A 21,826-nucleotide genomic window follows, 5' to 3' on the forward strand; every position below is an offset into this window, starting at 1 on the left:
CTGGAACTGAGAGTGCCGGTCCCGAAAGGGGAGGCTCGCCTTGGCGCGCCTGCAACCTAGGGCCCGCCCCACCGCTGCACGTGGCCGAAAACGTCAGACTGGGGGGAGTTTGCGCGGTGTCCTGTCGGATTCGACCGGGCGGGTCTGGACAGCCCGGTGTGCGGTATCCTCACTGGGCGTCGGGGCTTGCCGCTTGCGCCGCCGGGCGCAGCAGCGCCCGGCCATGCCCAACTGTGTTGAGCCATCTGTGATGGTTCTGAAACAGACGGGAGTGCCTGCTCGGCCGGTCTTACTTCAGCGCGCGCCAGCCGATGTCGCGGCGGAAGAAGCCCTGCGGCCAGCTGACACCCTCCACCATCGCATAGGCGCGGTCGCGGGCCTCTTGCAGTGAAGCGCCACGGGCGGTCACGTTCAGCACCCGGCCGCCGACGGCGAGCACCTTGCCGTCCTGTTCCTTGGTGCCCGCATGGAAGACCATATTGCTGCTGTCCTCGGGCAGCGCGTCCAGGCCCTTGATCTCGGTGAATTTTTCGTAAGATCCGGGGTAGCCCTCTGCCGCCATCACCACGGTGATCGCATGGTCATCGGCCCAGTTCACCTGCGCGTCACCCAGGCGGCCCTCGGCAGCGGCCTGCATCAGGTCCAGCGCCTGGGCGCCGAGACGCATCATCAGCACCTGGCATTCCGGGTCACCAAAGCGGACGTTGTATTCCACCAGCCGGGGCTGTCCGTCCTTGATCATCAGACCCGCATAGAGCACGCCCTGATAGGGCATCCCGCGTTCCGCCATCACCCGCATGGTGGGCTTCACGATCTCTTCCATCGCCTTTGTCTCGACCTCAGCCGACAGCACCGGCGCGGGAGAATAGGCGCCCATGCCGCCGGTATTGAGGCCGGTGTCGCCTTCGCCGACGCGCTTGTGGTCTTGGGCGGAGCCGATTGCCAGCACGTCCTCGCCATCCACCAGCACGAAGAGGGAGGCCTCTTCGCCTTCCATGAATTCCTCGATCACCACCTCGGCGCCGGCACCGCCGAAGACGCCGCCGAACATGTCGTCGATGGCCGCCATTGCCTCCTCCTCGGTCATGGCGATGATGACGCCCTTGCCTGCGGCCAGACCGTCGGCCTTTACCACTGTCGGCACGCCGTGCTCGCGCACATGCGCCTTGGCGGCGTCCGCATCGGTGAAATGGCCGTAGCCTGCGGTCGGGGCGTTTGCCGCGTCGCAGATTTCCTTGGTGAAGCTTTTGGAGGCTTCCAGTTTTGCTGCGGCCTCGGAGGGGCCGAACACGAGAAGGCCCGCCTCGCGCAGCCGGTCGGCAACACCTGCGGCCAGCGGTGCCTCGGGCCCGACGATGACGAAGTCGATGGCGTTTTCCTCGGCAAAGGTCACCACCGTGCCGCCGTCCTCGATATCAAAGGTGGCGCAATCGGCGATCTGGGCGATGCCCGCGTTGCCCGGTGCCACGATCAGCTTGTCACATTTGGGGTTCTGCATCACCGCCCAGGCGAGCGCATGTTCCCGCCCGCCACTGCCGAGGATAAGGATGTTCATGTCCGTGTTCTCCGATCTGCCTGCACCAATGGCGCCGTCGGCGGTTGCCGGGGCTTGCCTTGCTTGCGGCGGGTTCTATGCTGCGCGCGACTTCAAAACAAGAACCACCTGTGACGCAGGAGAGCAGCCCGCCGATGTCCGACCTGTTTGACGATCCCACCCCGGCTGACCGGCCCGGGCAGAATGCCCCCGAATTCACCGTTTCGGAAATCTCCGGCGAGGTGAAACGCACGCTGGAGGGCACTTTCGGGCGGATCCGGGTGCGCGGCGAGGTGGGCCGGGTATTCAAGGCGCGGTCCGGGCATCTTTACTATGACATCAAGGACGACCGCTCGGTGCTGGCCTGCACCACTTGGAAGGGGCAGATTTCCAGCCTTTCGGTGGTGCCGGAGGAGGGGCTGGAGGTCGTGGTCACCGGTCGGCTGACGGCCTTTGGCGGGCAGTCCAAGTACAACATGAACGTCGACGAGGTGGCGGTTGCCGGGCAGGGAGCGCTGATGGCGCTCTTGGAAAAGCGCAAGATGCAGCTGGAGGCCGAGGGGCTGTTTGCGCCGGAACGCAAGAAGCCGCTGCCCTATCTGCCACAGATCATCGGCGTGGTCACGTCGCCATCGGGTGCGGTGATCCGCGATATCCTGCACCGGCTGCGCGACCGCTTCCCGCGCAAGGTGCTGGTCTGGCCGGTCGCCGTGCAGGGCAAGGCCTGCGCACCGGAGGTGGCCCGCGCCATCGACGGCTTCAACCGGCTGACACCGGGCGGCGCGCTGCCGCGGCCCGATCTGATCATCGTGGCCCGGGGTGGTGGCTCGATCGAGGATCTCTGGGGGTTCAACGAAGAAATCGTCGCCCGCGCCGCCGCAGCCTCGCAGATTCCGCTGATCTCTGCCGTGGGGCATGAGACGGATACCACGCTGATTGATTTTGTGTCCGACCGCCGGGCGCCGACACCGACGGCGGCGGCAGAGCTGGCGGTGCCGGTGCGGCTGGAGCTGATGGGCTGGACCGAAAATCAGGGCGCGCGGCTGGTGCGGTCTGCTGGTCTGGCGGTGCAGCAGCGGCGCCAGCGGCTCAATGATCTGGCCCGCGCGCTGCCCAAACCCGACACATTGCTGGAAACCCCGCGTCAGCGGCTGGATCTGTGGGGGGACAAATTGCCCGATGCGCTGATCCGGGGGGTTGAGCGTCGCCGCCTGCGGCTGAGCGAGGCGGCAGCTGCGCTGCGTCCCAGCACCCTGCGCCAATTGGTCAGCACCCGTGGCGACCGGCTGCGCAACCTCTCTTCAAGGTTAAGCCTGCGCCCGATCCGGCAGGATCTTGCGCGTCAGCAGGACCGCCTCGGCCAGCTGGTCCAGCGGCTCGATACCGTGCAGGCACAGCGGTTGGACCGGCAGCGGCAACGGCTGGAGGCAACCGGGCGTCAGCTGGATATTCTGAGTTACAAGGCCACGCTGCGGCGCGGCTATGCGGTGGTGCGCAGCGGCGAGACGGTGATCACCCGCGCCGCAGAGGCGGCATCGCAGGCGCGGCTTCATATCGAATTTGCCGACGCCGAGATCGAGGTGACCCCAACCGTGACAACGACCGCAGGTGGCGAAGCAGCCCCTGCCGTCATATCCGATGCGGTCTCCGTTGCGCCATCGTCGGACGACCGGTCCAAATCCACCAGCCAGAAGAGCGACACATCAGACCCGGGGGATCAAGGCTCCCTGTTCTGAGCCGGCCTCTGGCGCGCGCTCAGACGCCGACGTCCGGGCCGAGGCAGAGCATCTCCTGGCCCAGCTCCTCCGCCTCGTAAAGCTCGGTTGCCTCCGGGTCGCCTTCGAACTGGGCAATTAACCCGTTGTCGCCAAATGAAAACTGCCAGCATTGCGGCGTGCCGATCTCGTCATAGACAAAACAGATCTGATCGGCCTGCGGATACCATTCGCCGTTTTGGCAGCGGCCATCCAGAAACGACCATATCACCCGGCGGTTGGGCAGATAGCGCTCAACCCCATAGGGCACGCCATCAAAACCGTAGAACAGGGTGCGGCCCTGGGTGTAGCGGTCGAACTGATCCGCTGTCAGAGGCGCACCGGCGGCGGCCGGACGGCCCTGCAGGGCGCTGCTCAACAGGATCGCCGAGAGAATCAGACAGAGCATTCGCATGGATCGACTGTGCCAGAGCCGTATCGCCCTGACCATGGTTTCCGCAGCGGGGGCGATGACAGGCAGAATCGCGCGATGCCTCGGGCACGGCGGCGCGGGCGCAGGGTTGCGCGGCGTCACCTTTGACCGGGGCCGGTGCGCTGGGCAACATCGGTGCGGAAAAAAGCCGCAGCCTCAGGTGGTTGCCCGGTGCAGATCGGTGCAGATCGGTGCAGATCGGTGCAGATCGGTGCGGCTGAGGTCATTGGCCAGAGCGAGGGAGAGAGTGGGATGCCGGAATTGGGAAACAGCCCTATGGGGGATGCGTTGATTGGCGCGGCGGCGCTATTTGCGCTTGTGTATCTGGGGCTGACGGCGCGGCCGACCAGCGTGCTGCGCAGCGCGACCAAGACCCTGGCGGTGCTGCTGCTGGCGATTGCCGCCTGGCTTGGCGGTGGGCCAGTGCTGCTGACCCTCGCGCTTGGGCTTTGTGCCATTGGCGATTTCTGCCTGTCGCGGGATGGCGAAGGCGCCTTCATGGCCGGGGTCGGGGCCTTTGCAGCGGGGCATCTGGTCTATGTGTTTCTGTTCCTCGGTCAGGACAGCAGCGAGGCCGCGCGGCTATTGCAGATGCCGCAGCTGATCGGCGTTGTGGTGCTGGCGCTGGCGGGCATCGCCATGGCGCGATTGCTGGCGCCGCGTGCCGGTGCCTTGAAAGCTCCGGTGCTGGCCTATGTACCGATCATCATCAGCATGGGGCTGGCAGCCCTGACCCTGCCGCTGGGGGGCAGTCTACAAGGGCTGGCGCTGGTACTGCCTGCGGCGCTCGCCTTCATGGCGTCCGATATCGTTCTGGCCTTTGAAACCTTTGTGCTGACCGAGGATCACCCGGCGCGGCGGTTCACGCCCTATGCGGTCTGGCCGCTCTACTGGGGGGCGCAGGCGGGGTTTCTGCTGGCGTTTCTGTAGCGGCTTAGGCCGGCTCCTGCATCGGTTTTGTGGCAGCCGGTGCACCGAGGTGCTTTGCACTTGCCGCAAAACCGCATTAGGTGTCCGCGTGACAACTCGCACAGACCCAATATGCGGAGACCGACATGGCGTTTTTCTCAAAACTGAAGGACCGGCTGTTCAAGTCGTCGAACAAGCTTGAGGAAGGGCTTGATGCCATCGTCGAAGAGGGCGCGGCCGCACAACAGCCCGCACCGGAGAAGACGCCCGAGGTGCCGCCATCCGCACCGCCTGTCGAGGTGCCGTCTGAACAGCCTGTTGAGGCACCAGAGGCGCCGCCAGTGGAGGTGCCGTCTGAAGCGCCGTCCGAGATCCCCGCAGAGACACCCGAACAGACCGCGCGCACAGCAGAGCCGATGGCGAAACCGGCGATGAAGCCGATGCCCGCGCCGACCCCGGACCCGGTTCCGGCAGCGCCTGGACTTCTGGGGCGTCTGATAGGGCGCGGTAAGGCGGATGAGCCGCGCCGCGCGCTGGATGACGACATGCTGGAGCAGCTGGAGGATCTTCTGGTTGCCGCCGACATGGGGGTCGATACCGCGCTGCGTGTCACTGCCAATATGGCCGAGGGCCGGTTTGGCAAGCGGCTTTCGACGCGTGAGATCAAGGAGCTGCTGGCCGCAGAGGTGGCCCGCATCATGGAACCGGTCGCCCGCCCGATGCCAATCTACCAGAAACGCCCGCAGGTGGTGCTGGTGGTGGGCGTCAATGGCTCCGGCAAGACCACCACAATCGGCAAGCTGGCCAGCCAGTTCAAGGCCGCGGGCAAGAAGGTGGTGATCGCCGCAGGCGACACTTTCCGCGCTGCGGCAGTGGAGCAGTTGCAGGTCTGGGGCGACCGTGCAGGTGTGCCGGTCCTGACCGCGCCCGAGGGATCGGATCCTGCCAGCCTTGCCTTTGATGCGATGACACGGGCGCAGGAAGAGGGGGCGGATCTGTTGATGATCGACACAGCCGGCCGCCTGCAGAACCGCGCCGATCTGATGGAAGAACTGGCAAAGATTGTGAGGGTGATCCGCAAGAAGGACGAGACCGCGCCGCATAACACCCTGCTGGTTCTGGATGCCACCACCGGGCAGAATGCGCTCAATCAGGTGGAAACCTTCCAGAAACTGGCCGATGTGTCGGGGCTGGTGATGACCAAGCTGGACGGCACCGCCAAGGGGGGGGTGCTGGTGGCACTGGCGGATAAATTCGGCCTGCCGATCCATGCCATCGGTGTGGGCGAGCAGATCGACGACCTTGCCCCGTTTGATCCCGAAGAATTTGCGGCCGCCCTGACCGGGCTGGAAACCTCCTGAGTCGCGCGCGCCGGCCGCATCTTCTGGCTGAAAATATCCTCGGGGGTCCGGGGGTGGAAAACCCCCGGCGATCTGTTCTGGAGCAAAGGTACTGCGGTTGAGCGACTGGCTGATCTCTCTGGAGGGGACCGAGGCGGGGCATCATGCGGCGCTTGCGCTGGCGCTGATGGCGGCGATCCTGCACGCGGTGTTCGGAGCGCTGCAAAAGGGGCGATATGACCCCTGGCTGTCGCGCGGTGCAATTGATTTCTCCTATGGGTTGATGGCCCTGCCGCTGGCGCTGTTTGTGGTGCCCTGGCCCGAGCCGCATATGTGGCCGATCTTTGCGGGCGTCTGGCTGATCCATGTACTCTACAAGATCCTGCAGGGGCTGGCCTATAGCAAGGGCAGCTACACGGTGGTCTATCCGGTGGTGCGCGGCACCGGGCCGCTGTTCACCGTGCTGGGCGCGTCGATGCTGTTTGACGAAGGCTTTACAGCGGTGCAGTGGCTGGGGGTTCTGGTGCTGCTGGCGGGGATTTTTGGGCTGGCGCTCTACAATTACCGCAATCTGACCGACAATCGCGAAACCCTGGGCAGCGCCCTGGCGCTGGCGGTGGCGACCGGCGTCTTTGTGGCGCTCTATACCACCTATGACGCCTATGGCATTCGCGCGACGGCGGATCCGTTCACCTTTCTTGCGTGGTTCTTCTTCATCGACGGGCTGGCGATGCCGCCCTATGCCTATCTGCGCTGGCGGGCGATGGTGCCGCGCCCAGACCCCGGCCCTCTCATGGCCAAGGGGCTGCTGGGCGGGCTTATCGCCTTTGGCTCCTTTGGGGCGGTCATGCTGGCCACGCGGCTGGACAAGGTGGGAGAGGCGGCGGTGCTGCGCGAAACCTCCACGGTCTTTGCCGCGCTTATCGGCTGGCTGGTGTTGAAGGAAACCGTGGGGCCGCGACGGATTGCCCTGATGGCTTTGATCGCGCTGGGGGCCGTGATAGTGGAGATGGGCGGCTGATCCGGCTGGCACAGCGGCCAGGCCTCGGCGATCACCGCCGGTGAATTCAGGTTAAGAACAGGAATAGAAATGGCGGGAAAACCGATCAACCGAACCCTTAAACTGGTGCTGGAATACGGCCCGCTGGTGCTGTTCTTTGTCGGCTACCTGCGCCTGCGCGATGAGCTGCTGATGATCGGCGGGCAGGAGTACAAGGGCTTTATCGTGGTGACGGCGGCCTTCATTCCGCTGATGGTGCTGTCGAGCCTGGCACTGTGGCGGCTGACCGGTCATATTTCCAGACTTCAGGTCGGGACGCTGGTGATTGTGATCCTGTTTGGCGGGCTGTCGGTCTGGTTCAATGATGAGCGGTTCTTCAAGATGAAGCCGACGATCCTTTATGTGCTGCTGGGCGGTGCGCTGGCGATTGGTCTGATCCGGGGGGAAAGCTATCTGAAGGTGGCGATGGATGAGCTGATGCCGCTGCAGGACGCAGGCTGGATGATCCTGACGCGGCGGCTGTGTTATTTCTTCTTCGCGCTGGCGCTCCTGAATGAGCTGATCTGGCGCACGCAGAGCACCGACACCTGGGTTTATTTCAAGACCTTTGGCCTGTCGCTGGCGATGTTTGCCTTTTTCATGACACAGGCGCGGGTCTTTCAGGCCTATGCGATGCCGGACGCCGAGGTGGACGAGAGCGAGTGACGCGGGCAGGGCCGCAGCGACCCGTCCCGGTGGTGTCGCTGCGTGTCGCGATCTGCGCGCTGCGGACTTGACCAAACGGCGGTTTGGGCTTATCCGGGACGGATATATCGTGGCGATTTGTTACCGGATTGCGGGCCACGTAAAACAATCCCGCTAAAGAGGTCAGGATGTGAAGGACCCCCTTTCGCTTGGCCGAACGGGGGTTTTTTAATGCGCAACGCGCGCAAGGAGACAGAAGATGAGCGAGACCTGGAACAAGCGCACGAAACTGGTGCATGGCGGGACCCGCCGCAGCCAGTACAATGAGGTCAGCGAAGCGATCTACCTGACGCAGGGTTTTGTTTACGACACCGCCGAACAGGCCGAGGCGCGGTTTATCGAGACCGGCCCCGATGAATTCATCTATGCCCGCTATGGCAACCCGACGGTGGCGATGTTCGAAGAGCGCATTGCCGCGCTGGAAGGGGCCGAGGACGCCTTTGCCACCGCATCCGGCATGGCGGCGGTCAATGGCGCGCTGACCTCGATGCTGAAGGCAGGCGACCATGTGGTTTCGGCCAAGGCTCTGTTTGGCTCCTGTCTCTATATTCTCGAGACGATCCTGACCCGGTTCGGGGTTGAGGTGACCTTTGTCGATGGCACCGACCTTGAACAGTGGCGCGCAGCGCTGCGCCCTGACACCAAGGCGGTGTTTTTCGAGTCGATGTCCAACCCGACACTTGAGGTGATCGATATCGCCGCAGTGGCCGAGCTGGCCCATGAGGTCGGGGCCACTGTGGTGGTCGATAACGTGTTTTCGACGCCGGTGTTTTCCAATGCCATCGCGCAGGGCGCGGATGTGGTGATCTATTCCGCGACCAAACATATCGACGGGCAGGGACGGGTGCTGGGCGGCGTCATCCTTGGCACGCGCGAGTTCATCCGGGGCACCGTTGAACCCTATATGAAGCACACCGGCGGCAGCCTCAGCCCGTTCAATGCCTGGACGCTGCTGAAGGGGCTGGAGACGATTTCCCTGCGGGTCAATGCCCAGGCCGATACAGCGCTGGAACTGGCGCAGGCGCTGAGCGGACATCCCGCACTCAGCCGGCTGATGTATCCCGGCCTTGAGACCCATGCCCAATACGCACTGGTGCAGCGCCAGCTGGGCGGCAAAGGCGGCACGGTGCTGTCGCTGGACCTCAAGGGCGGCAAGGAGGCTGCATTCAGGTTCCTGAACGCGCTGACCATCCCGGTGATTTCCAACAATCTGGGCGATGCGAAATCCATCGCCACCCATCCGGCCACCACCACCCATCAGCGGTTGTCTGATGAGCTGAAGGCCGAACTGGGCATTACGCCCGGTCTGGTCCGGTTTTCGGTCGGGCTTGAGGATGCCGCCGATCTGATCGCGGATCTGACACAGGCCCTGGCGGTGGCGGAGGCCTGATCGGCTGAATAGCGACGGCGATAAGGGGGCAGGGCGCGCGTCGCCGCTGCCCCCGATGCCAAGCGTGATCCAAAAGGATCTGGCGTCAATCGCCGTAAATGCGCAAAACACGACGCTTTTGAATGATCTGTTTTGCGATCTGCTGCGTAACAGACTAAAACTAATCCTGCTGCCTGATGATCGGGCAGCGTCAGCGGAGGTCTCTGTTTCATGAACTCTCACTCGCGTAATCTGACCAAGGCGCCTGATCGAGCAGATGCAGAGGATGCACTCGAGCTGTTGCGCAAATGGGCCAGCACGGCAACCGAGACCGAAATTGCTCAACTAAACCCTGTGGTTGCACGGCTTCTGCCGGATGCACCTGTTGGTAATTATCCCGATCTGTCGCGCCACTACCCTGAGGAGTTTGAGGCCGATAGCAGCTATCGTGCGACCCTGCCGGACCTGCAGAACGGGCCGTCCAGCCTGATCCGCGGCGCCCATGAGCAGATCCAGCACGTCGGAATTTCCAATTTTCGCCTGCCGATTCGCTTTCACACCCGCGACAATGGCGATTTGACGCTGGAAACCAGCGTGACCGGCACCGTCAGCCTGGATGCTGACAAGAAGGGCATCAATATGTCCCGGATCATGCGGTCGTTTTACAAACACGCTGAACGCACTTTCAGCTTTGAAGTGATGGAAGCGGCGCTTGATGATTACCTCACCGATCTCGAAAGCCTTGATGCACGTTTGCAGATGCGGTTTTCCTTCCCGGTGAAGGTGCAAAGCCTGCGTTCGGGCCTGTCGGGCTATCAATACTATGATATCGCTCTGGAAATCGTGGATCACGATGGCGAGCGGACGAAGATCATCCATCTGGATTACGTCTATTCCTCGACCTGTCCCTGTTCGCTTGAGCTGAGCGAACATGCCCGCAGCGCCCGTGGCCAGCTGGCGACGCCGCATTCGCAGCGCTCGGTGGCGCGGATTTCGCTGGTGCAGGAGCCGGGCGCGCCGGTTCTGTGGTTCGAGGATGTGATCGACCATTGCCGCCGCGCGGTGCCGACCGAGACCCAGGTCATGGTCAAGCGCGAGGATGAGCAGGCCTTTGCCGAGCTGAACGCGGCCAATCCGATCTTTGTCGAAGATGCCGCGCGGCTGTTCTGCGAGGCGCTGCAATCGGATTCCCGTATCGGCGACTTCCGGGTGGTGGCCAGCCATCAGGAGAGCCTGCACAGCCATGATGCGATCAGCGTGCTGACGCAGGGGCCGACCTTTGCCTCACGCAGCATCGACCCGCGGATGTTCGCAACCCTGATCCATCAGGGGTGATCCGGGCGCGCAGGACGCCAATCGTGCCTGTGGCCCCATTTTCCGACATAGACCCGACACCGCTGCCTGATTAGGCGGCGGTTTTTCGCGCTTTTTACGGGCGCCTCTGCAATGCGGCATTATTTATGCTGCAATGCAAAAGGAATCAGGTAGAGTTGCAACCTGTGGGGGTGCGCGCTGCGTCGTTCCCCCTGTCCGAGGGGCGGAGGGGGCCTCGTGCCAGGGCTGTCGCGCCGAGCTTACCGGGTTCGGAAGATGGTCAGACCAATGTCTCTTGTTCATCTGCGCCAGCAAGGCCGTCTGATCGCTGGCCCTGATGTCTGGCGCAGCCATATCGCGGCGGATGCCACCCGCCAAACAGGAGATTTTGATGATCCCTCTACTCGACTTCACCGACCTTCCCCGGACACCTGCTGCATTGGCAGGTACGCTTGTTGGGCGCCAGATGCGGTTCTGGCGTGGGGCCGTGGCCCTGATGGGGGCAATGCCCGCCGCGCAGATGGCGGTTGCCAGCCATGCGATTGCGGTGGGGCTGAACCAGACCCGTGTCAAGACCACCGCCGCGCGCAGCACGGAGGCAGCCAGCCGCAGTGCCGAGCCTGCCGCAATCGCTGCGGAGAAACCTGCGGCCGCAAAACCAAAGCCCGCCCCGCAGCGCAAGCCTGCCCGCAAGAAAACCCGCCCGGCACGGACCAAGGCGGCGACCAGCACGCCGACGGTCGCGCCAACGCCGCAGCCCACCGACAAGGCGGATACAGCCGGGGCGTCCGATTTTTCCAGCAAGCGCAAGGTCGCGACGAGCGAAGCGGATGTGGCAAAACCTGCGGCCCCTGCCGCTGCTGCCGCCGTGACACCCGATACGCCCGCCGCCAAGGCCGCCGCCGCCGGACCAAGCCGCAAAACCACCCGCGCGCCGTCGAAACCGGCAGCGATGCCCGCCAAGGATCCGGCCCCGGCATCTTCGCCTGCATCGCAGCCCGCTGCGCGGGCTCAGCTGTCGCCGGTTGGCGCGAAACAGGCCGGAACCACCAGCACTCAGGCGCTGATGACCGGTCAGGGCGGGGGGGCCGGCACGTCGGCCAGTGCGATGACGGCAAAGGTCGGCACGGTGTCACAGAAGTCGACAAAACCCTAACCCCGGGTCGCAACAGTCGCGCAGTCTCTTGACACTCCGCCCGGTGGAGGCCAACGCTGCGCGCATGTTGGATCTGCGTCCGGTTGGATATGTCATTGGCCTTCTGGTGGCCATCCTTGGGGCAACCATGGTGTTCCCGCTGGCTGTCGATCTATACGACGGGCAGGGGGAATGGCCGGTCTTTCTCGAAAGTGCCGTCATCACCATCCTTGGCGGCGGGCTGATTGCGCTGTCCTGTGCCAATGGGGTGCGCGAGGGGCTGACGATCCAGCAGACCTTTCTGCTGACGACGCTGGTCTGGGTGGCGCTGCCGGTGTTCGGGGCGATCCCCCTGATGCTGGGCGCCACTGAACTGCGCTTTGTCGATGCGTTCTTCGAGGCGATGTCCGGCCTTACCACCACCGGCTCCACCGTGATTTCGGGCCTTGATGGTCTGCCGCGCGGACTGCTGCTGTGGCGGGGCATCCTGCAATGGCTGGGCGGCATCGGCATCATCGTGGTGGCCATGGTGTTCCTGCCGGAGCTGCGGGTTGGCGGCATGCAGATTTTCCGCTCCGAAGCCTTTGATACGATGGGGAAAATCCTGCCGCGCGCGCAGGCAATCGCGAAGCAGATTTCGCTGATCTATGTCGGCCTGACCGTGGCCTGCATGGTGGTCTATATGCTGTTGGGGATGCAGCCCTTTGACGCGCTGGTGCATGCGCTGACCACATGTTCCACCGGTGGTTTCTCCAATTACGATGCGTCTTTCGGCACCTTTACCGGCGCGCCTGAATATGCGGCATCGGTGTTCATGATCCTCGCGGCGCTGCCCTTTGTGCGCTATGTGCAGATGGTCAACGGCCATTCCAAGCCGCTGTTCCGTGACAGCCAGATCCAGACCTTTCTGGCCACCATCCTGATCCTTGTCGTGGTAACGGCCTGTGTGCTGGTCTATGTGTTTCCTCACCACCCCGAGCAGGCGGTGCGCGAGGCGCTGTTCAATATCACCTCGATCATCTCCGGCACCGGCTACGCCAGCGTCGATTACATGCAGTGGGGCAGCTTTCTGGTGATGCTGTTCTTCTTTATCGGGCTGATTGGCGGCTGTGCGGGGTCAACCGCCTGTTCGGTCAAGATTTTCCGCTATCAGCTGCTGTTCGCCTCGATCCGGGTGCAGATCCAGCGCATTCATTCGCCGCATGGGGTGTTTGTCCCGCGCTATCAGGGCAGGGCGGTGGACGCCGAGGTGCTGAGCTCGGTGATCTCCTTTTTCATGTTCTTTGTGGTCACGCTGGGGATCGTGGCCTGGGCGTTGGCGCTGACCGGCCTTGATTTTGTGACGGCGGTGTCGGGGGCGGCAACGGCTGTGGCCAATATCGGCCCCGGCCTTGGCGACCGGATCGGGCCTGCGGGCAACTTCTCCACGCTGAACGATGGGGCCAAGTGGATCCTGAGCGCAGCGATGCTGATCGGGCGGCTGGAGCTGATGGCGGTCTATGCCATTCTGACCATCCGTTTTTGGCGCAACTAGGCAGATCGACCGAAACGCGCCGCTTTGACGCATCAAAATTGCGTGTTGCACCGGCGTTTCTGCGTGTATCGCTACAATCCGCAGGCTTGCCCTTGTGGGGCCGCTCGCATAAGAGGCGGGGAGTTGAAACCCGCAAGCGCACGGAGAGTTTTGCCCAATGCCCGTTCTTGTGATGAAATTCGGCGGTACATCTGTCGCCAATCTGGACCGCATCCGCCGCGCGGCGAAACGCGTGGGCGTTGAGGTGGCCAAGGGCTATGACGTGATCGTTATCGTCTCTGCCATGTCGGGCAAGACCAATGAGCTGGTCGGCTGGGTCAATGAGACCTCGCCGCTGTTTGATGCGCGCGAATATGATGCTGTGGTCTCCTCGGGCGAGAATGTGACGGCGGGTTTGATGGCGCTGACGCTGCAGGAGATGGATATCCCCGCGCGCAGCTGGCAGGGCTGGCAGGTGCCGCTGAAAACCACCAGCGCCCACAGTCAGGCCCGGATCGAAGAGATCCCGCCGGAGAACATCAATGCGAAGTTCGGCGAAGGCATGCGCGTCGCCGTGGTTGCAGGGTTTCAGGGGATCAGCCCCGAAGGCCGTATCACCACGCTGGGCCGGGGCGGGTCGGATACCACCGCTGTTGCCTTTGCCGCGGCCTTTGAGGCGGAGCGCTGCGATATCTATACCGATGTGGACGGGGTCTATACCACCGACCCGCGGATCTGCGATAAGGCGCGCAAACTGGATAGGATCGCGTTTGAAGAAATGCTGGAGCTGGCCTCGCTGGGCGCCAAGGTCCTGCAAACCCGCTCTGTTGAACTGGCGATGCGCTACAAGGTGAAGCTGCGCGTGTTGTCGAGTTTTGAGGAACAGTCCGACGAGGCCGGAACCCTGGTCTGCGACGAGGAGGAAATCATGGAATCCAATGTTGTGGCCGGTGTGGCCTATTCCCGTGACGAAGCCAAGCTGACCGTGCAATCGGTCGCCGACCGTCCCGGCATCGCGGCACATATCTTTACCGCGCTGAGCGATGCGGGTGTGAACGTCGATATGATCGTTCAGGATATCTCGGCCGAGGGTCGCACCGATATGACCTTCTCCTGCCCGACCGATCAGGTGGCGCGCGCCGAACAGGCGTTGCAGGCGGTAAAGCAGAAGGGCGAGCTGAACTACGCCGAACTGCTGGCTGACCGTGATGTTGCCAAGGTCTCGGTGGTTGGCATCGGTATGCGCTCACAATCAGGGGTTGCAGCCAAGATGTTCAAGGTGCTGTCGGACGAGGGCATCAACATCAAGGTGATCACCACCTCCGAAATCAAGATTTCGGTTCTGATCGACCGGAAATACATGGAACTTGCAGTGCAAGCACTGCATGATGCCTTTGAATTGGACAAGGCGGCCTGATCTGGACCTGGCTGCCTGACACCGAAACCTGTGTGAACGGCCCCCATGGTAAAGACGACCGAATCCGAAAGTCGCAATCTGTTGATGCGCTTGCGCGAGGCGATGGCCGGTGATGATGCCGGTCAGGCCCGGCTGGACAAGATCACCCAGCTGATCGCCGATAGCATGCGCAGCGAGGTGTGCTCGGTCTATCTGTTCCGGGACGAGGAGACGCTTGAGCTCTGCGCGACTCAGGGTCTGAACGTTGAATCCGTACACCAGACCCGTATGCGGATCGGCGAGGGGCTGGTGGGCCGTGTGGCGCGCTATGGCAAGGTGGTCAACACCCCGGATGCCCCCAACGCCAAGGGGTTCCGCTATATGCCGGAAACCGGGGAGGAGCGTTATGCCTCTTTCCTGGGGGTGCCGATTCAGCGGCTTGGCGAGATGCTGGGCGTACTGGTGGTGCAGTCCAAGGACGCGCGCGAATTCTCCGCCGATGCGGTCTATGCGCTGGAAGTGGTGGCGATGGTGATTGCCGAAATGACCGAGCTTGGTGCCTTTGTTGGCGAGGGCGCGGCACTGTCGCCCCTGCACCAGCAACCGGTTCTGCTGCGGGGAACCATCGCGCAGGAAGGCGCCGTTGAAGGCCACGTCTGGCTGCATGAGCCGCGCGTTGTTGTGACCAATCCGATTGCCGATGACCCGCACCGCGAGCTTGAGCGCCTGCATGAATCGGTCGAGGAGCTGCGGGTCGGCGTCGACAAGATGCTGGAGGTCTCCCAGACCGGTGACAAGGAACAGTTGCAGGTGCTGGAAGCCTACCGGATGTTCGCCAATTCCAAAGGGTGGATGCGGCGGATGGAAGAGGACATCGGCCGCGGTCTGAGTGCCGAGGCGGCGGTAGAGAAAGAACAGTCCCAGGCGCGGGCGCGCATGGGGCAGGTGCAGGATGCCTATCTGCGCGAGCGGCTGAGCGATCTGGATGATCTGTCCAACCGGCTGCTGCGAATTTTGACCGGGCAGGGCCGTGAAACCGGTGCTGAGCTGCCCGAGGACCCGGTGCTGATTGCACGGAACATCGGCCCCGGTGAACTGCTGGAATATGGCCGCAACCTGCGTGGCATCGTGCTGGAGGAAGGCTCTGTCGGCTCTCATGCGGCGATCATTGCCCGCGCGCTGGCCATTCCGCTGGTGGTTCACACCAAACGCATCACCACCGAGGCGCTGAACGGCGACCATATCATGGTGGACGGGGAGCAGGGCGTCGTGCATCTGCGGCCGGATGACACCGTTGTGGGGGCCTTTCGCGACAAGATCGCGATGCAGGCCAAGGCGCAGGAACGCTATGCCTCGATCCGTGACAAACAGGCGCTGACCCGCGACGGCACACGTGTGAACCTGCTGATGAACGCCGGGCTGATGGCCGATTTGCCGTCGCTGGAAAACTCCGGTGCCGAAGGCGTCGGGCTGTTCCGAACCGAGTTGCAGTTTCTGGTCCGCAACCAGATGCCGAAACGATCCGAACTGGTGGCGCTGTATCAGCGGGTGTTGGATGCGGCTGGCGGCAAGCGGGTGGTGTTCCGCACGCTGGACATCGGGTCGGACAAGGTGCTGCCCTATATGAAGCCGACCGATGAGCCGAATCCGGCGCTTGGCTGGCGGGCGATCCGGGTTGGTCTCGACAAGCCCGGTGTGATGCGGATGCAGTTGCAGGCGCTGATGCGCGCCGCCAACGGGCGTCCGCTGACGGTCATGTTCCCGTTTGTGGCGCAGTTCGAGGAGTTCCGCGCCGCCAAGGCCGAGGTCGCCAAGACGCTGGAACGCGAACGGCGCCTCGGGCATCCGCTGCCGGAAAAACTGGAAGTCGGGGCCATGCTGGAAACCCCGTCGCTGGCCTTTGCGCCGCAGAAGTTTTTCGACGAGGTCGAATTCCTGTCGATCGGCGGCAATGACCTCAAGCAGTTTTTCTTTGCTGCGGACCGTGAAAACGAGAGGGTGCGCAAGCGTTATGACACATTGAACGTGAGCTACCTGAGCTTTATCGCGCAAATCGTTGAGCGTTGCGAGATTTCCGGGACTCCGCTCAGCTTTTGCGGCGAGGACGCCGGGCGCCCGATTGAGGCGGTCTGCCTTGCGGCGATGGGGTTGCGGGTACTGTCGATGCGACCTGCCTCGGTTGGCCCGGTCAAATCGCTGCTGATGCGGGTCGATCTGAATGCTATTCGCAAAATCATTGCCGACGCACGCCACCGAGGCGAACAGACGGTGCGTCCGGCAGTGATGCAATATCTGCGAGAGCTCTGAGCCGGGATCCTTCGCACCATAGTCTGCATTGGGACCGCGCAGCCGAAGCTGCGCGGTTTTTTTGACTGAGGATCAGGTCAGGGATGCAGCCTATGAGTGTGTTGTGGATAGCCGTAGGTAATAGGTCTGGCGGGTGGCTTTGGTTTGGTCTTGATGAATCGTGACTGCGCAATCGAATTTACTCTTTAACATTTTGTAAATACCTTCCAAACTTGACTTATCTCGATATTTTTGTCGGTTCTGAATGTCCCGGCAGGGTGTCTCGTTTGGGTTGAGAATGCCCAAACTGTCCCCCAACTTATCCACAGCGCCGTCCCTGTTGTTTAGGTTGTTTTATCTATCTGAAAACATTGAATTAATTGTGGTTTTGCGGGAGATCAGATGACCCGTTTGAGACAAGTTCTCTACATCAATTGTGGGGCTTATCCACTTGAAACTTATCGGGAAATTATGGCTGAATGGCTTGGGTCTCCCGCGCCCATGTCGATGGCGTCCGAGAAAACCGGGGCAAGAGTCATGCTCTTGCCAGTATCGCAGGGCGGAGATGAATATTCCCTTAACGCGGATCTCCTGCAGGTCTGGCAAAAGCTTCAAGTTTAAAAGTTTAAGCTTGAAATTTATCGCCCTGCGCTTATCCTGTGCTTAGCTTTGATCGCAATAGGGGAGTGGCACCATGAAAATCGCCTGTCTGGGAGGCGGCCCCGCTGGCCTGTATTTCGCGATTTCGACCAAGCTGCGTCAGCCGGATGCCGAAATCACGGTTTTTGAGCGTAACAAGCCCGATGATACCTTTGGTTGGGGTGTGGTGCTGTCTGATGACGCGCTGGACAATCTGGCTGCCAATGATCCCGTCAGCGCCGAGCGGATCCGCGATAAATTCGCCTATTGGGACGATATCGCCGTGGTGCATGACGGCGTGCGGACCGTGTCGGGCGGGCATGGGTTTGCGGGCATCGGTCGCAAGGCGATGCTGGTGATCCTGCAGGAGCGGGCGCGCGAACTGGGTATTGATTTGCGGTTCGAAACCGAAGTCGGATCGGCCGCGAGCTATCAGGCGGATTATGATCTGGTCGTGGCCTGCGACGGGCTGAATTCGCGGGTGCGAACCGAGTTTGCCGCGCATTTCAAACCAAACGTCGATGTGCGCCCTTGCAAGTTTATCTGGTTGGGCACACAGCAGAAATTCGATGATGCCTTTACCTTTATCTTTGAGAAGACAGAGCATGGCTGGATGTGGATCCACGCCTATCAGTTCGACGCTGACACCGCGACGGTGATCGTTGAATGCTCGGCCCAGACCTGGGAAAACTGGGGCTTTGAGGCGATGAGTAAGGACGAGATCCTGCGCACCTGCGAGGCGATTTTTGCCGATCATCTGGATGGGCATGCGCTGATTTCCAACGCGGATCACCTGCGCGGCTCGGCGGTCTGGATCAACTTCCCCCGTGTGCTTTGCGAAACATGGTATCATCAGAACGTGGTCTTGCTGGGCGATGCTTCGGCCACGGCGCATTTCTCCATCGGGTCGGGCACGCGACTGGCCTTTGACAGCGCCATCGCATTGGCGGAGTTCATCAGCACCGAACCGACGTTGGAACAGGCCTTTGTCCGCTATCAGGAGGAGCGGCGGCTGGATGTGCTGCGGTTGCAATCGGCGGCGCGCAACTCCCTGGAGTGGTTCGAGGATGTGGAACGCTATCTGGATATGGACCCGGTGCAGTTCAACTATTCGCTGCTGACCCGGTCGCAGCGGATTTCCCATGAAAACCTGCGCCTGCGGGATGCGGATTGGCTGGCCTCTGCCGAGAAATGGTTCCAGACGCGGGCGGGTGCCAGCAAGGATGCCCCGGTGCGCCCGCCGATGTTCGCCCCCTACCGGCTGCGGGAGATGCAGCTGAAGAACCGTGTCGTGGTGTCGCCGATGGCGCAGTACAAGGCCAAGGATGGCTGCCCGACCGACTGGCATCTGATCCACTACGGCGAACGCGCCAAGGGCGGAGCAGGGCTGGTCTATACCGAAATGACCTGTGTGTCGGCGCAGGGGCGGATCACGCCCGGCTGTCCGGGGCTTTACGCGCCCGAGCATGAGGCCGCCTGGACGCGGCTGACGGAGTTCGTACACAGCGAGACCGACGCCAAGATCTGCTGTCAGATCGGCCACTCGGGCCGCAAAGGCTCCACCCAATTGGGCTGGGAGACCATGGACGCGCCGCTGCCGGAGGGGAACTGGGAGACGGTTTCGGCCTCTGCTATTGCGTGGACTGAGGATAATCCGGCCCCGCGTGAGATCACAGCGCAGGAAATGGAGGCCATCAAGGTGCAATTCGTGGCCGCAGCTCAGATGGCGGATCGCGCCGGATTTGACATGATCGAACTTCACGCGGCGCATGGTTATCTGATTTCATCCTTCATCTCGCCCAAATCCAACATTCGAACCGATGAGTATGGCGGCGCGCTGGAAAACCGTCTGCGCTACCCGCTGGAGGTGTTTGAGGCGATGCGGGCAGCCTGGCCTGCAAGCAAGCCGATGTCCGTGCGTATTTCCGCCAACGATTGGGTCGGCGATGAAGGCGTCACGCCGGAAGAGGCGGTCGAGATTGCACGGATGTTCACCGCTGCGGGCGCGGATATCATTGACGTCTCCGCCGGACAGACCACACCCGAGGCACGGCCGGTCTATGGCCGGATGTTCCAGACACCGTTTTCGGATCGGATCCGCAATGATGCGGGCATTGCGACCATGGCGGTGGGCAATATCTATGAGGCGGATCACGCCAACTCGATCCTGATGGCCGGCCGCGCGGATCTGGTTTGTGTCGGGCGGCCACATCTGGCAGATCCCTACTGGACGCTGCATGAGGCGGCGCGGATCGGTGATCGCCATGCAGACTGGCCGTTGCCCTATCAGGCCGGGCGCGATCAGGCCTGGCGTCTGGCCGACCGCGAGGCGGAGGTGATCCGGGCATGAGCGAGATTTGCGGGAAACACGTGGTGATCACCGGCGGCGGCTCTGGCGTGGGCGCCGCCCTTGCGCGGGGCTTTGCGGCGCAGGGTGCGCGGCTAACGCTGCTGGGGCGGCGCAAGGCGCCGTTGGAGGACGTCGCCGCCGAGGTGGATGGCCTGCCACTGGCCTGTGATGTCACCGATGCCGAGGCGGTCCGCGAGACGCTTGCGGTGGCCCGTGAACAGCAGGGCCCGATCACCATTGCCATTGCCAACGCGGGTGCGGCACCTTCCAAGCCTTTTGCCAGAATGGATGAGGGCGATTTCGCAGCGGCGCTTGCCGTCAACCTGTCGGGGGTTTTCAACTTATGGCAGGCGGCGCTGCCCGATATGAAGGCCGAAGGCTGGGGACGGATGATCGCCGTGGCCTCCACTGCCGGACTGAAGGGATACCCCTATGTCGCGGGCTATTGTGCGGCCAAACACGGGGTCATCGGTCTGACACGGGCGCTGGCGCAGGAGCTGGCGCGCAGCGGGATCACGGTGAATGCGATCTGTCCGGGGTTCATTGAGACGCCGCTTCTGGAGCGGTCGATCGCCACCATTGTGGCGACCACCGGCATGAGCGCTGACGACGCGGCGAAATCCCTGCGTGCAGGCAATCCACAGGGGCGGTTCATCCAGCCGGAGGAGGTGGCGGATGCCGCGCTCTATCTGGCCGGGACGGCTGCCGCATCCATCAATGGCAGTGCGCTGCCGATCACCGGAGGCGAGATCTGATGCAGACCGACCGCTCCAAGGACCGGCTGCGTCTGTGGCTCAAGGTTCTGAAGGCCACCCGCGCCGTGGAAAGCGAAATCCGCGAGAACCTGCGGCAGGAGTTCAGCACGACTTTGCCGCGTTTTGACGTGATGGCAGCGCTAAGCCAGCATCTTGACGGGCTGAAGATGAGTGAACTCTCCGGCGTGCTTAAAGTCTCCAACGGCAATGTGACCGGCATCGTCGAGCGGCTGGTGGATGATGGCCACGTGCAGCGTGAAAAGGTGCCCGGTGACCGGCGCGCCAGCCGGGTGCGGCTGACCGAGGCGGGGGTGGCGGAATTTGCCCGCCAGGCCGCCGCGCATGAGGCCTGGATCGACCGGATGTTTGACAGCGTGCAGGAGGCGGAGGTGCAGACACTGTCCGACGCGCTGGATCAGGTGGCTAAACGGCTTGAGAATGAAGGACGCAAGGGATGATCTCGACGGATACCAAGTTTTTTCTGTGCTCTGTTGACGCGGGTGTCGCAACGGTTGCGCTGAACCGGCCCGAGCGGAAGAACCCGCTGAGCTTTGAGAGCTATGCCGAGCTGCGCGACTGGTTTCGCGAGCTGCATTACGATGACGACGTAAAGGCGGTGGTTTTTGCACCCAACGGCGGCAACTTCAGCTCCGGTGGCGATGTGCATGATATCATTGGCCCCCTGACGAAGATGTCGATGAAGGAGCTGCTGGCCTTTACCCGCATGACCGGCGATCTGGTCAAGGCGATGGTGAATTGTGGCAAGCCGATCATCGCCGCGCTGGACGGCGTCTGTGTCGGGGCCGGTGCGATCATCGCGATGGCCTCGGATATCCGGATCGCCACGCCCGAGGCCAAGACGGCCTTTCTGTTCACCCGCGTCGGGCTGGCGGGCTGCGACATGGGGGCCTGTGCTATCCTGCCGAGGATCATCGGTCAGGGACGGGCGGCGGAGTTGCTTTATACCGGGCGATCCATGAGCGCGGATGAGGGCCATGCCTGGGGGTTTCACAACCGTATCGTGGCGGCTGACGAGCTGATGGCTGAGGCGCGCAACTGGGCCGAGCGGATCGTTTCGGGTCCGAATTTTGGTCATATGATGACCAAAACCATGCTGGCGCAGGAATGGTCGATGTCGATCGAACAGGCCATCGAAGCCGAGGCGCAGGCGCAGGCGATCTGCATGCAGACGGCCGATTTCGAGCGCGCCTATCAGGCCTTTGTGAAGAAAGAAAAACCCCTGTTTGAAGGGGATTGATCCGACCCCCGGAGACCGCGGCGCCGGAGGAGGGCGCAGAGGCCTCCGGCGGGAGTATTTGGGGAAAGATGACAGGCGCTGCCCTGTCCCGGGAGGA

At 62.7% G+C, this 21,826-nt stretch carries 18 protein-coding genes and 1 riboswitch; of the genes, 16 read left to right on the forward strand and 2 right to left on the reverse strand.

The genetic code is table 11. From position 1 onward, the window contains the following. Positions 1 to 289 precede the first annotated feature (289 nt). Positions 290 to 1,555, reverse strand: a complete 1,266-nt coding sequence (purD, locus tag VWZ85_RS20260) for a phosphoribosylamine--glycine ligase (protein ID WP_416554888.1) — start codon at positions 1,553 to 1,555, stop codon at positions 290 to 292. 134 nt (positions 1,556 to 1,689) lie between these two features. Here purD and xseA point away from each other — a divergent pair, with 134 nt between their 5' ends. After that, complete coding sequence (gene xseA, locus VWZ85_RS20265) at positions 1,690 to 3,270, forward strand: exodeoxyribonuclease VII large subunit (RefSeq protein WP_416589491.1); 1,581 nt, start codon at positions 1,690 to 1,692, stop codon at positions 3,268 to 3,270. A gap of 19 nt (positions 3,271 to 3,289) precedes the next feature. Here xseA and VWZ85_RS20270 read toward each other — a convergent pair whose 3' ends face one another. Next, a complete protein-coding gene (locus VWZ85_RS20270; RefSeq protein WP_340546119.1) occupies positions 3,290 to 3,703 on the reverse strand; it encodes a hypothetical protein in 414 nt (137 codons plus the stop codon). A 270-nt stretch (positions 3,704 to 3,973) separates the two neighbouring features. Between VWZ85_RS20270 and VWZ85_RS20275 the strand changes: the two genes are divergently transcribed. The 15 genes from VWZ85_RS20275 (at position 3,974) to VWZ85_RS20345 (ending at position 21,729) form a co-directional block, all read left to right on the forward strand. Continuing rightward, positions 3,974 to 4,651, forward strand: coding sequence for a lysoplasmalogenase (locus tag VWZ85_RS20275; RefSeq protein WP_416541245.1), 678 nt, complete (start codon positions 3,974 to 3,976; stop codon positions 4,649 to 4,651). Between the two features lie 125 nt (positions 4,652 to 4,776). Next, positions 4,777 to 5,991: a signal recognition particle-docking protein FtsY gene (gene ftsY / locus VWZ85_RS20280; protein WP_416589492.1), complete on the forward strand. Its 1,215-nt coding sequence runs from the start codon at positions 4,777 to 4,779 to the stop codon at positions 5,989 to 5,991. Positions 5,992 to 6,088: 97 nt separating this feature from the next. Next, on the forward strand, positions 6,089 to 6,991 hold the full coding sequence (locus VWZ85_RS20285) for an EamA family transporter (protein ID WP_340546116.1): 903 nt from the start codon (positions 6,089 to 6,091) through the stop codon (positions 6,989 to 6,991). Between the two features lie 69 nt (positions 6,992 to 7,060). Next, the gene (locus VWZ85_RS20290) at positions 7,061 to 7,675 is read left to right on the forward strand and encodes an inner membrane-spanning protein YciB (protein WP_416535063.1); all 615 of its coding nucleotides are present in this window, start codon (positions 7,061 to 7,063) and stop codon (positions 7,673 to 7,675) included. Positions 7,676 to 7,774: 99 nt separating this feature from the next. Then, a riboswitch (SAM riboswitch) is annotated at positions 7,775 to 7,853 on the forward strand. A 60-nt stretch (positions 7,854 to 7,913) separates the two neighbouring features. Continuing rightward, positions 7,914 to 9,104, forward strand: coding sequence for an O-succinylhomoserine sulfhydrylase (gene metZ, locus VWZ85_RS20295; RefSeq protein ID WP_416535064.1), 1,191 nt, complete (start codon positions 7,914 to 7,916; stop codon positions 9,102 to 9,104). A 210-nt stretch (positions 9,105 to 9,314) separates the two neighbouring features. Next, entirely contained in the window at positions 9,315 to 10,418 is a 1,104-nt protein-coding gene (folE2, locus tag VWZ85_RS20300; RefSeq protein WP_416589493.1) for a GTP cyclohydrolase FolE2, read from the forward strand. Between the two features lie 370 nt (positions 10,419 to 10,788). Then, complete coding sequence (locus VWZ85_RS20305; RefSeq protein ID WP_416589494.1) at positions 10,789 to 11,553, forward strand: hypothetical protein; 765 nt, start codon at positions 10,789 to 10,791, stop codon at positions 11,551 to 11,553. Positions 11,554 to 11,617: 64 nt separating this feature from the next. After that, entirely contained in the window at positions 11,618 to 13,066 is a 1,449-nt protein-coding gene (locus VWZ85_RS20310; protein WP_340546111.1) for a TrkH family potassium uptake protein, read from the forward strand. Between the two features lie 157 nt (positions 13,067 to 13,223). After that, the gene (locus tag VWZ85_RS20315; protein WP_340546110.1) at positions 13,224 to 14,462 is read left to right on the forward strand and encodes an aspartate kinase; all 1,239 of its coding nucleotides are present in this window, start codon (positions 13,224 to 13,226) and stop codon (positions 14,460 to 14,462) included. Between the two features lie 45 nt (positions 14,463 to 14,507). After that, positions 14,508 to 16,748, forward strand: a complete 2,241-nt coding sequence (gene ptsP, locus VWZ85_RS20320; protein ID WP_340546109.1) for a phosphoenolpyruvate--protein phosphotransferase — start codon at positions 14,508 to 14,510, stop codon at positions 16,746 to 16,748. Between the two features lie 381 nt (positions 16,749 to 17,129). Then, the gene (locus VWZ85_RS20325; protein ID WP_416589495.1) at positions 17,130 to 17,348 is read left to right on the forward strand and encodes a hypothetical protein; all 219 of its coding nucleotides are present in this window, start codon (positions 17,130 to 17,132) and stop codon (positions 17,346 to 17,348) included. Between the two features lie 73 nt (positions 17,349 to 17,421). Beyond that, complete coding sequence (locus VWZ85_RS20330; RefSeq protein WP_416589496.1) at positions 17,422 to 19,716, forward strand: bifunctional salicylyl-CoA 5-hydroxylase/oxidoreductase; 2,295 nt, start codon at positions 17,422 to 17,424, stop codon at positions 19,714 to 19,716. Then, positions 19,713 to 20,471 carry an SDR family NAD(P)-dependent oxidoreductase gene (locus VWZ85_RS20335; RefSeq protein WP_416546422.1) on the forward strand — a complete coding sequence of 253 codons (759 nt, stop codon included), beginning with the start codon at positions 19,713 to 19,715 and terminating at the stop codon, positions 20,469 to 20,471. The genes VWZ85_RS20330 and VWZ85_RS20335 overlap by 4 nt, the downstream gene beginning before the upstream one ends. Next, positions 20,471 to 20,929: a MarR family winged helix-turn-helix transcriptional regulator gene (locus VWZ85_RS20340; protein WP_260104930.1), complete on the forward strand. Its 459-nt coding sequence runs from the start codon at positions 20,471 to 20,473 to the stop codon at positions 20,927 to 20,929. Before VWZ85_RS20335 ends, VWZ85_RS20340 begins: the two co-directional genes overlap by 1 nt. Beyond that, positions 20,926 to 21,729: an enoyl-CoA hydratase family protein gene (locus tag VWZ85_RS20345; RefSeq protein WP_416546420.1), complete on the forward strand. Its 804-nt coding sequence runs from the start codon at positions 20,926 to 20,928 to the stop codon at positions 21,727 to 21,729. The genes VWZ85_RS20340 and VWZ85_RS20345 overlap by 4 nt, the downstream gene beginning before the upstream one ends. Positions 21,730 to 21,826: the final 97 nt, after the last annotated feature.

It is taken from the genome of Phaeobacter sp. JH20_29 (assembly GCF_048056175.1).
Lineage (GTDB): Bacteria > Pseudomonadota > Alphaproteobacteria > Rhodobacterales > Rhodobacteraceae > Phaeobacter > Phaeobacter bryozoorum.

What these genes read in the sequence shown, in the direction of transcription:
- xseA (WP_416589491.1), top strand. Translation starts at nt 1,690, where the DNA reads ATGTCCGACCTGTTTGACGATCCCACCCCGGCTGACCGGCCCGGGCAG.
- VWZ85_RS20270 (WP_340546119.1), bottom strand. Translation starts at nt 3,703, where the DNA reads ATGCGAATGCTCTGTCTGATTCTCTCGGCGATCCTGTTGAGCAGCGCC.
- VWZ85_RS20325 (WP_416589495.1), top strand. Translation starts at nt 17,130, where the DNA reads ATGACCCGTTTGAGACAAGTTCTCTACATCAATTGTGGGGCTTATCCA.
- VWZ85_RS20330 (WP_416589496.1), top strand. Translation starts at nt 17,422, where the DNA reads ATGAAAATCGCCTGTCTGGGAGGCGGCCCCGCTGGCCTGTATTTCGCG.
- folE2 (WP_416589493.1), top strand. Translation starts at nt 9,315, where the DNA reads ATGAACTCTCACTCGCGTAATCTGACCAAGGCGCCTGATCGAGCAGAT.
- VWZ85_RS20310 (WP_340546111.1), top strand. Translation starts at nt 11,618, where the DNA reads ATGTTGGATCTGCGTCCGGTTGGATATGTCATTGGCCTTCTGGTGGCC.
- VWZ85_RS20335 (WP_416546422.1), top strand. Translation starts at nt 19,713, where the DNA reads ATGAGCGAGATTTGCGGGAAACACGTGGTGATCACCGGCGGCGGCTCT.
- purD (WP_416554888.1), bottom strand. Translation starts at nt 1,555, where the DNA reads ATGAACATCCTTATCCTCGGCAGTGGCGGGCGGGAACATGCGCTCGCC.
- VWZ85_RS20275 (WP_416541245.1), top strand. Translation starts at nt 3,974, where the DNA reads ATGCCGGAATTGGGAAACAGCCCTATGGGGGATGCGTTGATTGGCGCG.
- ptsP (WP_340546109.1), top strand. Translation starts at nt 14,508, where the DNA reads ATGGTAAAGACGACCGAATCCGAAAGTCGCAATCTGTTGATGCGCTTG.
- VWZ85_RS20340 (WP_260104930.1), top strand. Translation starts at nt 20,471, where the DNA reads ATGCAGACCGACCGCTCCAAGGACCGGCTGCGTCTGTGGCTCAAGGTT.
- metZ (WP_416535064.1), top strand. Translation starts at nt 7,914, where the DNA reads ATGAGCGAGACCTGGAACAAGCGCACGAAACTGGTGCATGGCGGGACC.
- ftsY (WP_416589492.1), top strand. Translation starts at nt 4,777, where the DNA reads ATGGCGTTTTTCTCAAAACTGAAGGACCGGCTGTTCAAGTCGTCGAAC.
- VWZ85_RS20305 (WP_416589494.1), top strand. Translation starts at nt 10,789, where the DNA reads ATGATCCCTCTACTCGACTTCACCGACCTTCCCCGGACACCTGCTGCA.
- VWZ85_RS20290 (WP_416535063.1), top strand. Translation starts at nt 7,061, where the DNA reads ATGGCGGGAAAACCGATCAACCGAACCCTTAAACTGGTGCTGGAATAC.
- VWZ85_RS20315 (WP_340546110.1), top strand. Translation starts at nt 13,224, where the DNA reads ATGCCCGTTCTTGTGATGAAATTCGGCGGTACATCTGTCGCCAATCTG.
- VWZ85_RS20345 (WP_416546420.1), top strand. Translation starts at nt 20,926, where the DNA reads ATGATCTCGACGGATACCAAGTTTTTTCTGTGCTCTGTTGACGCGGGT.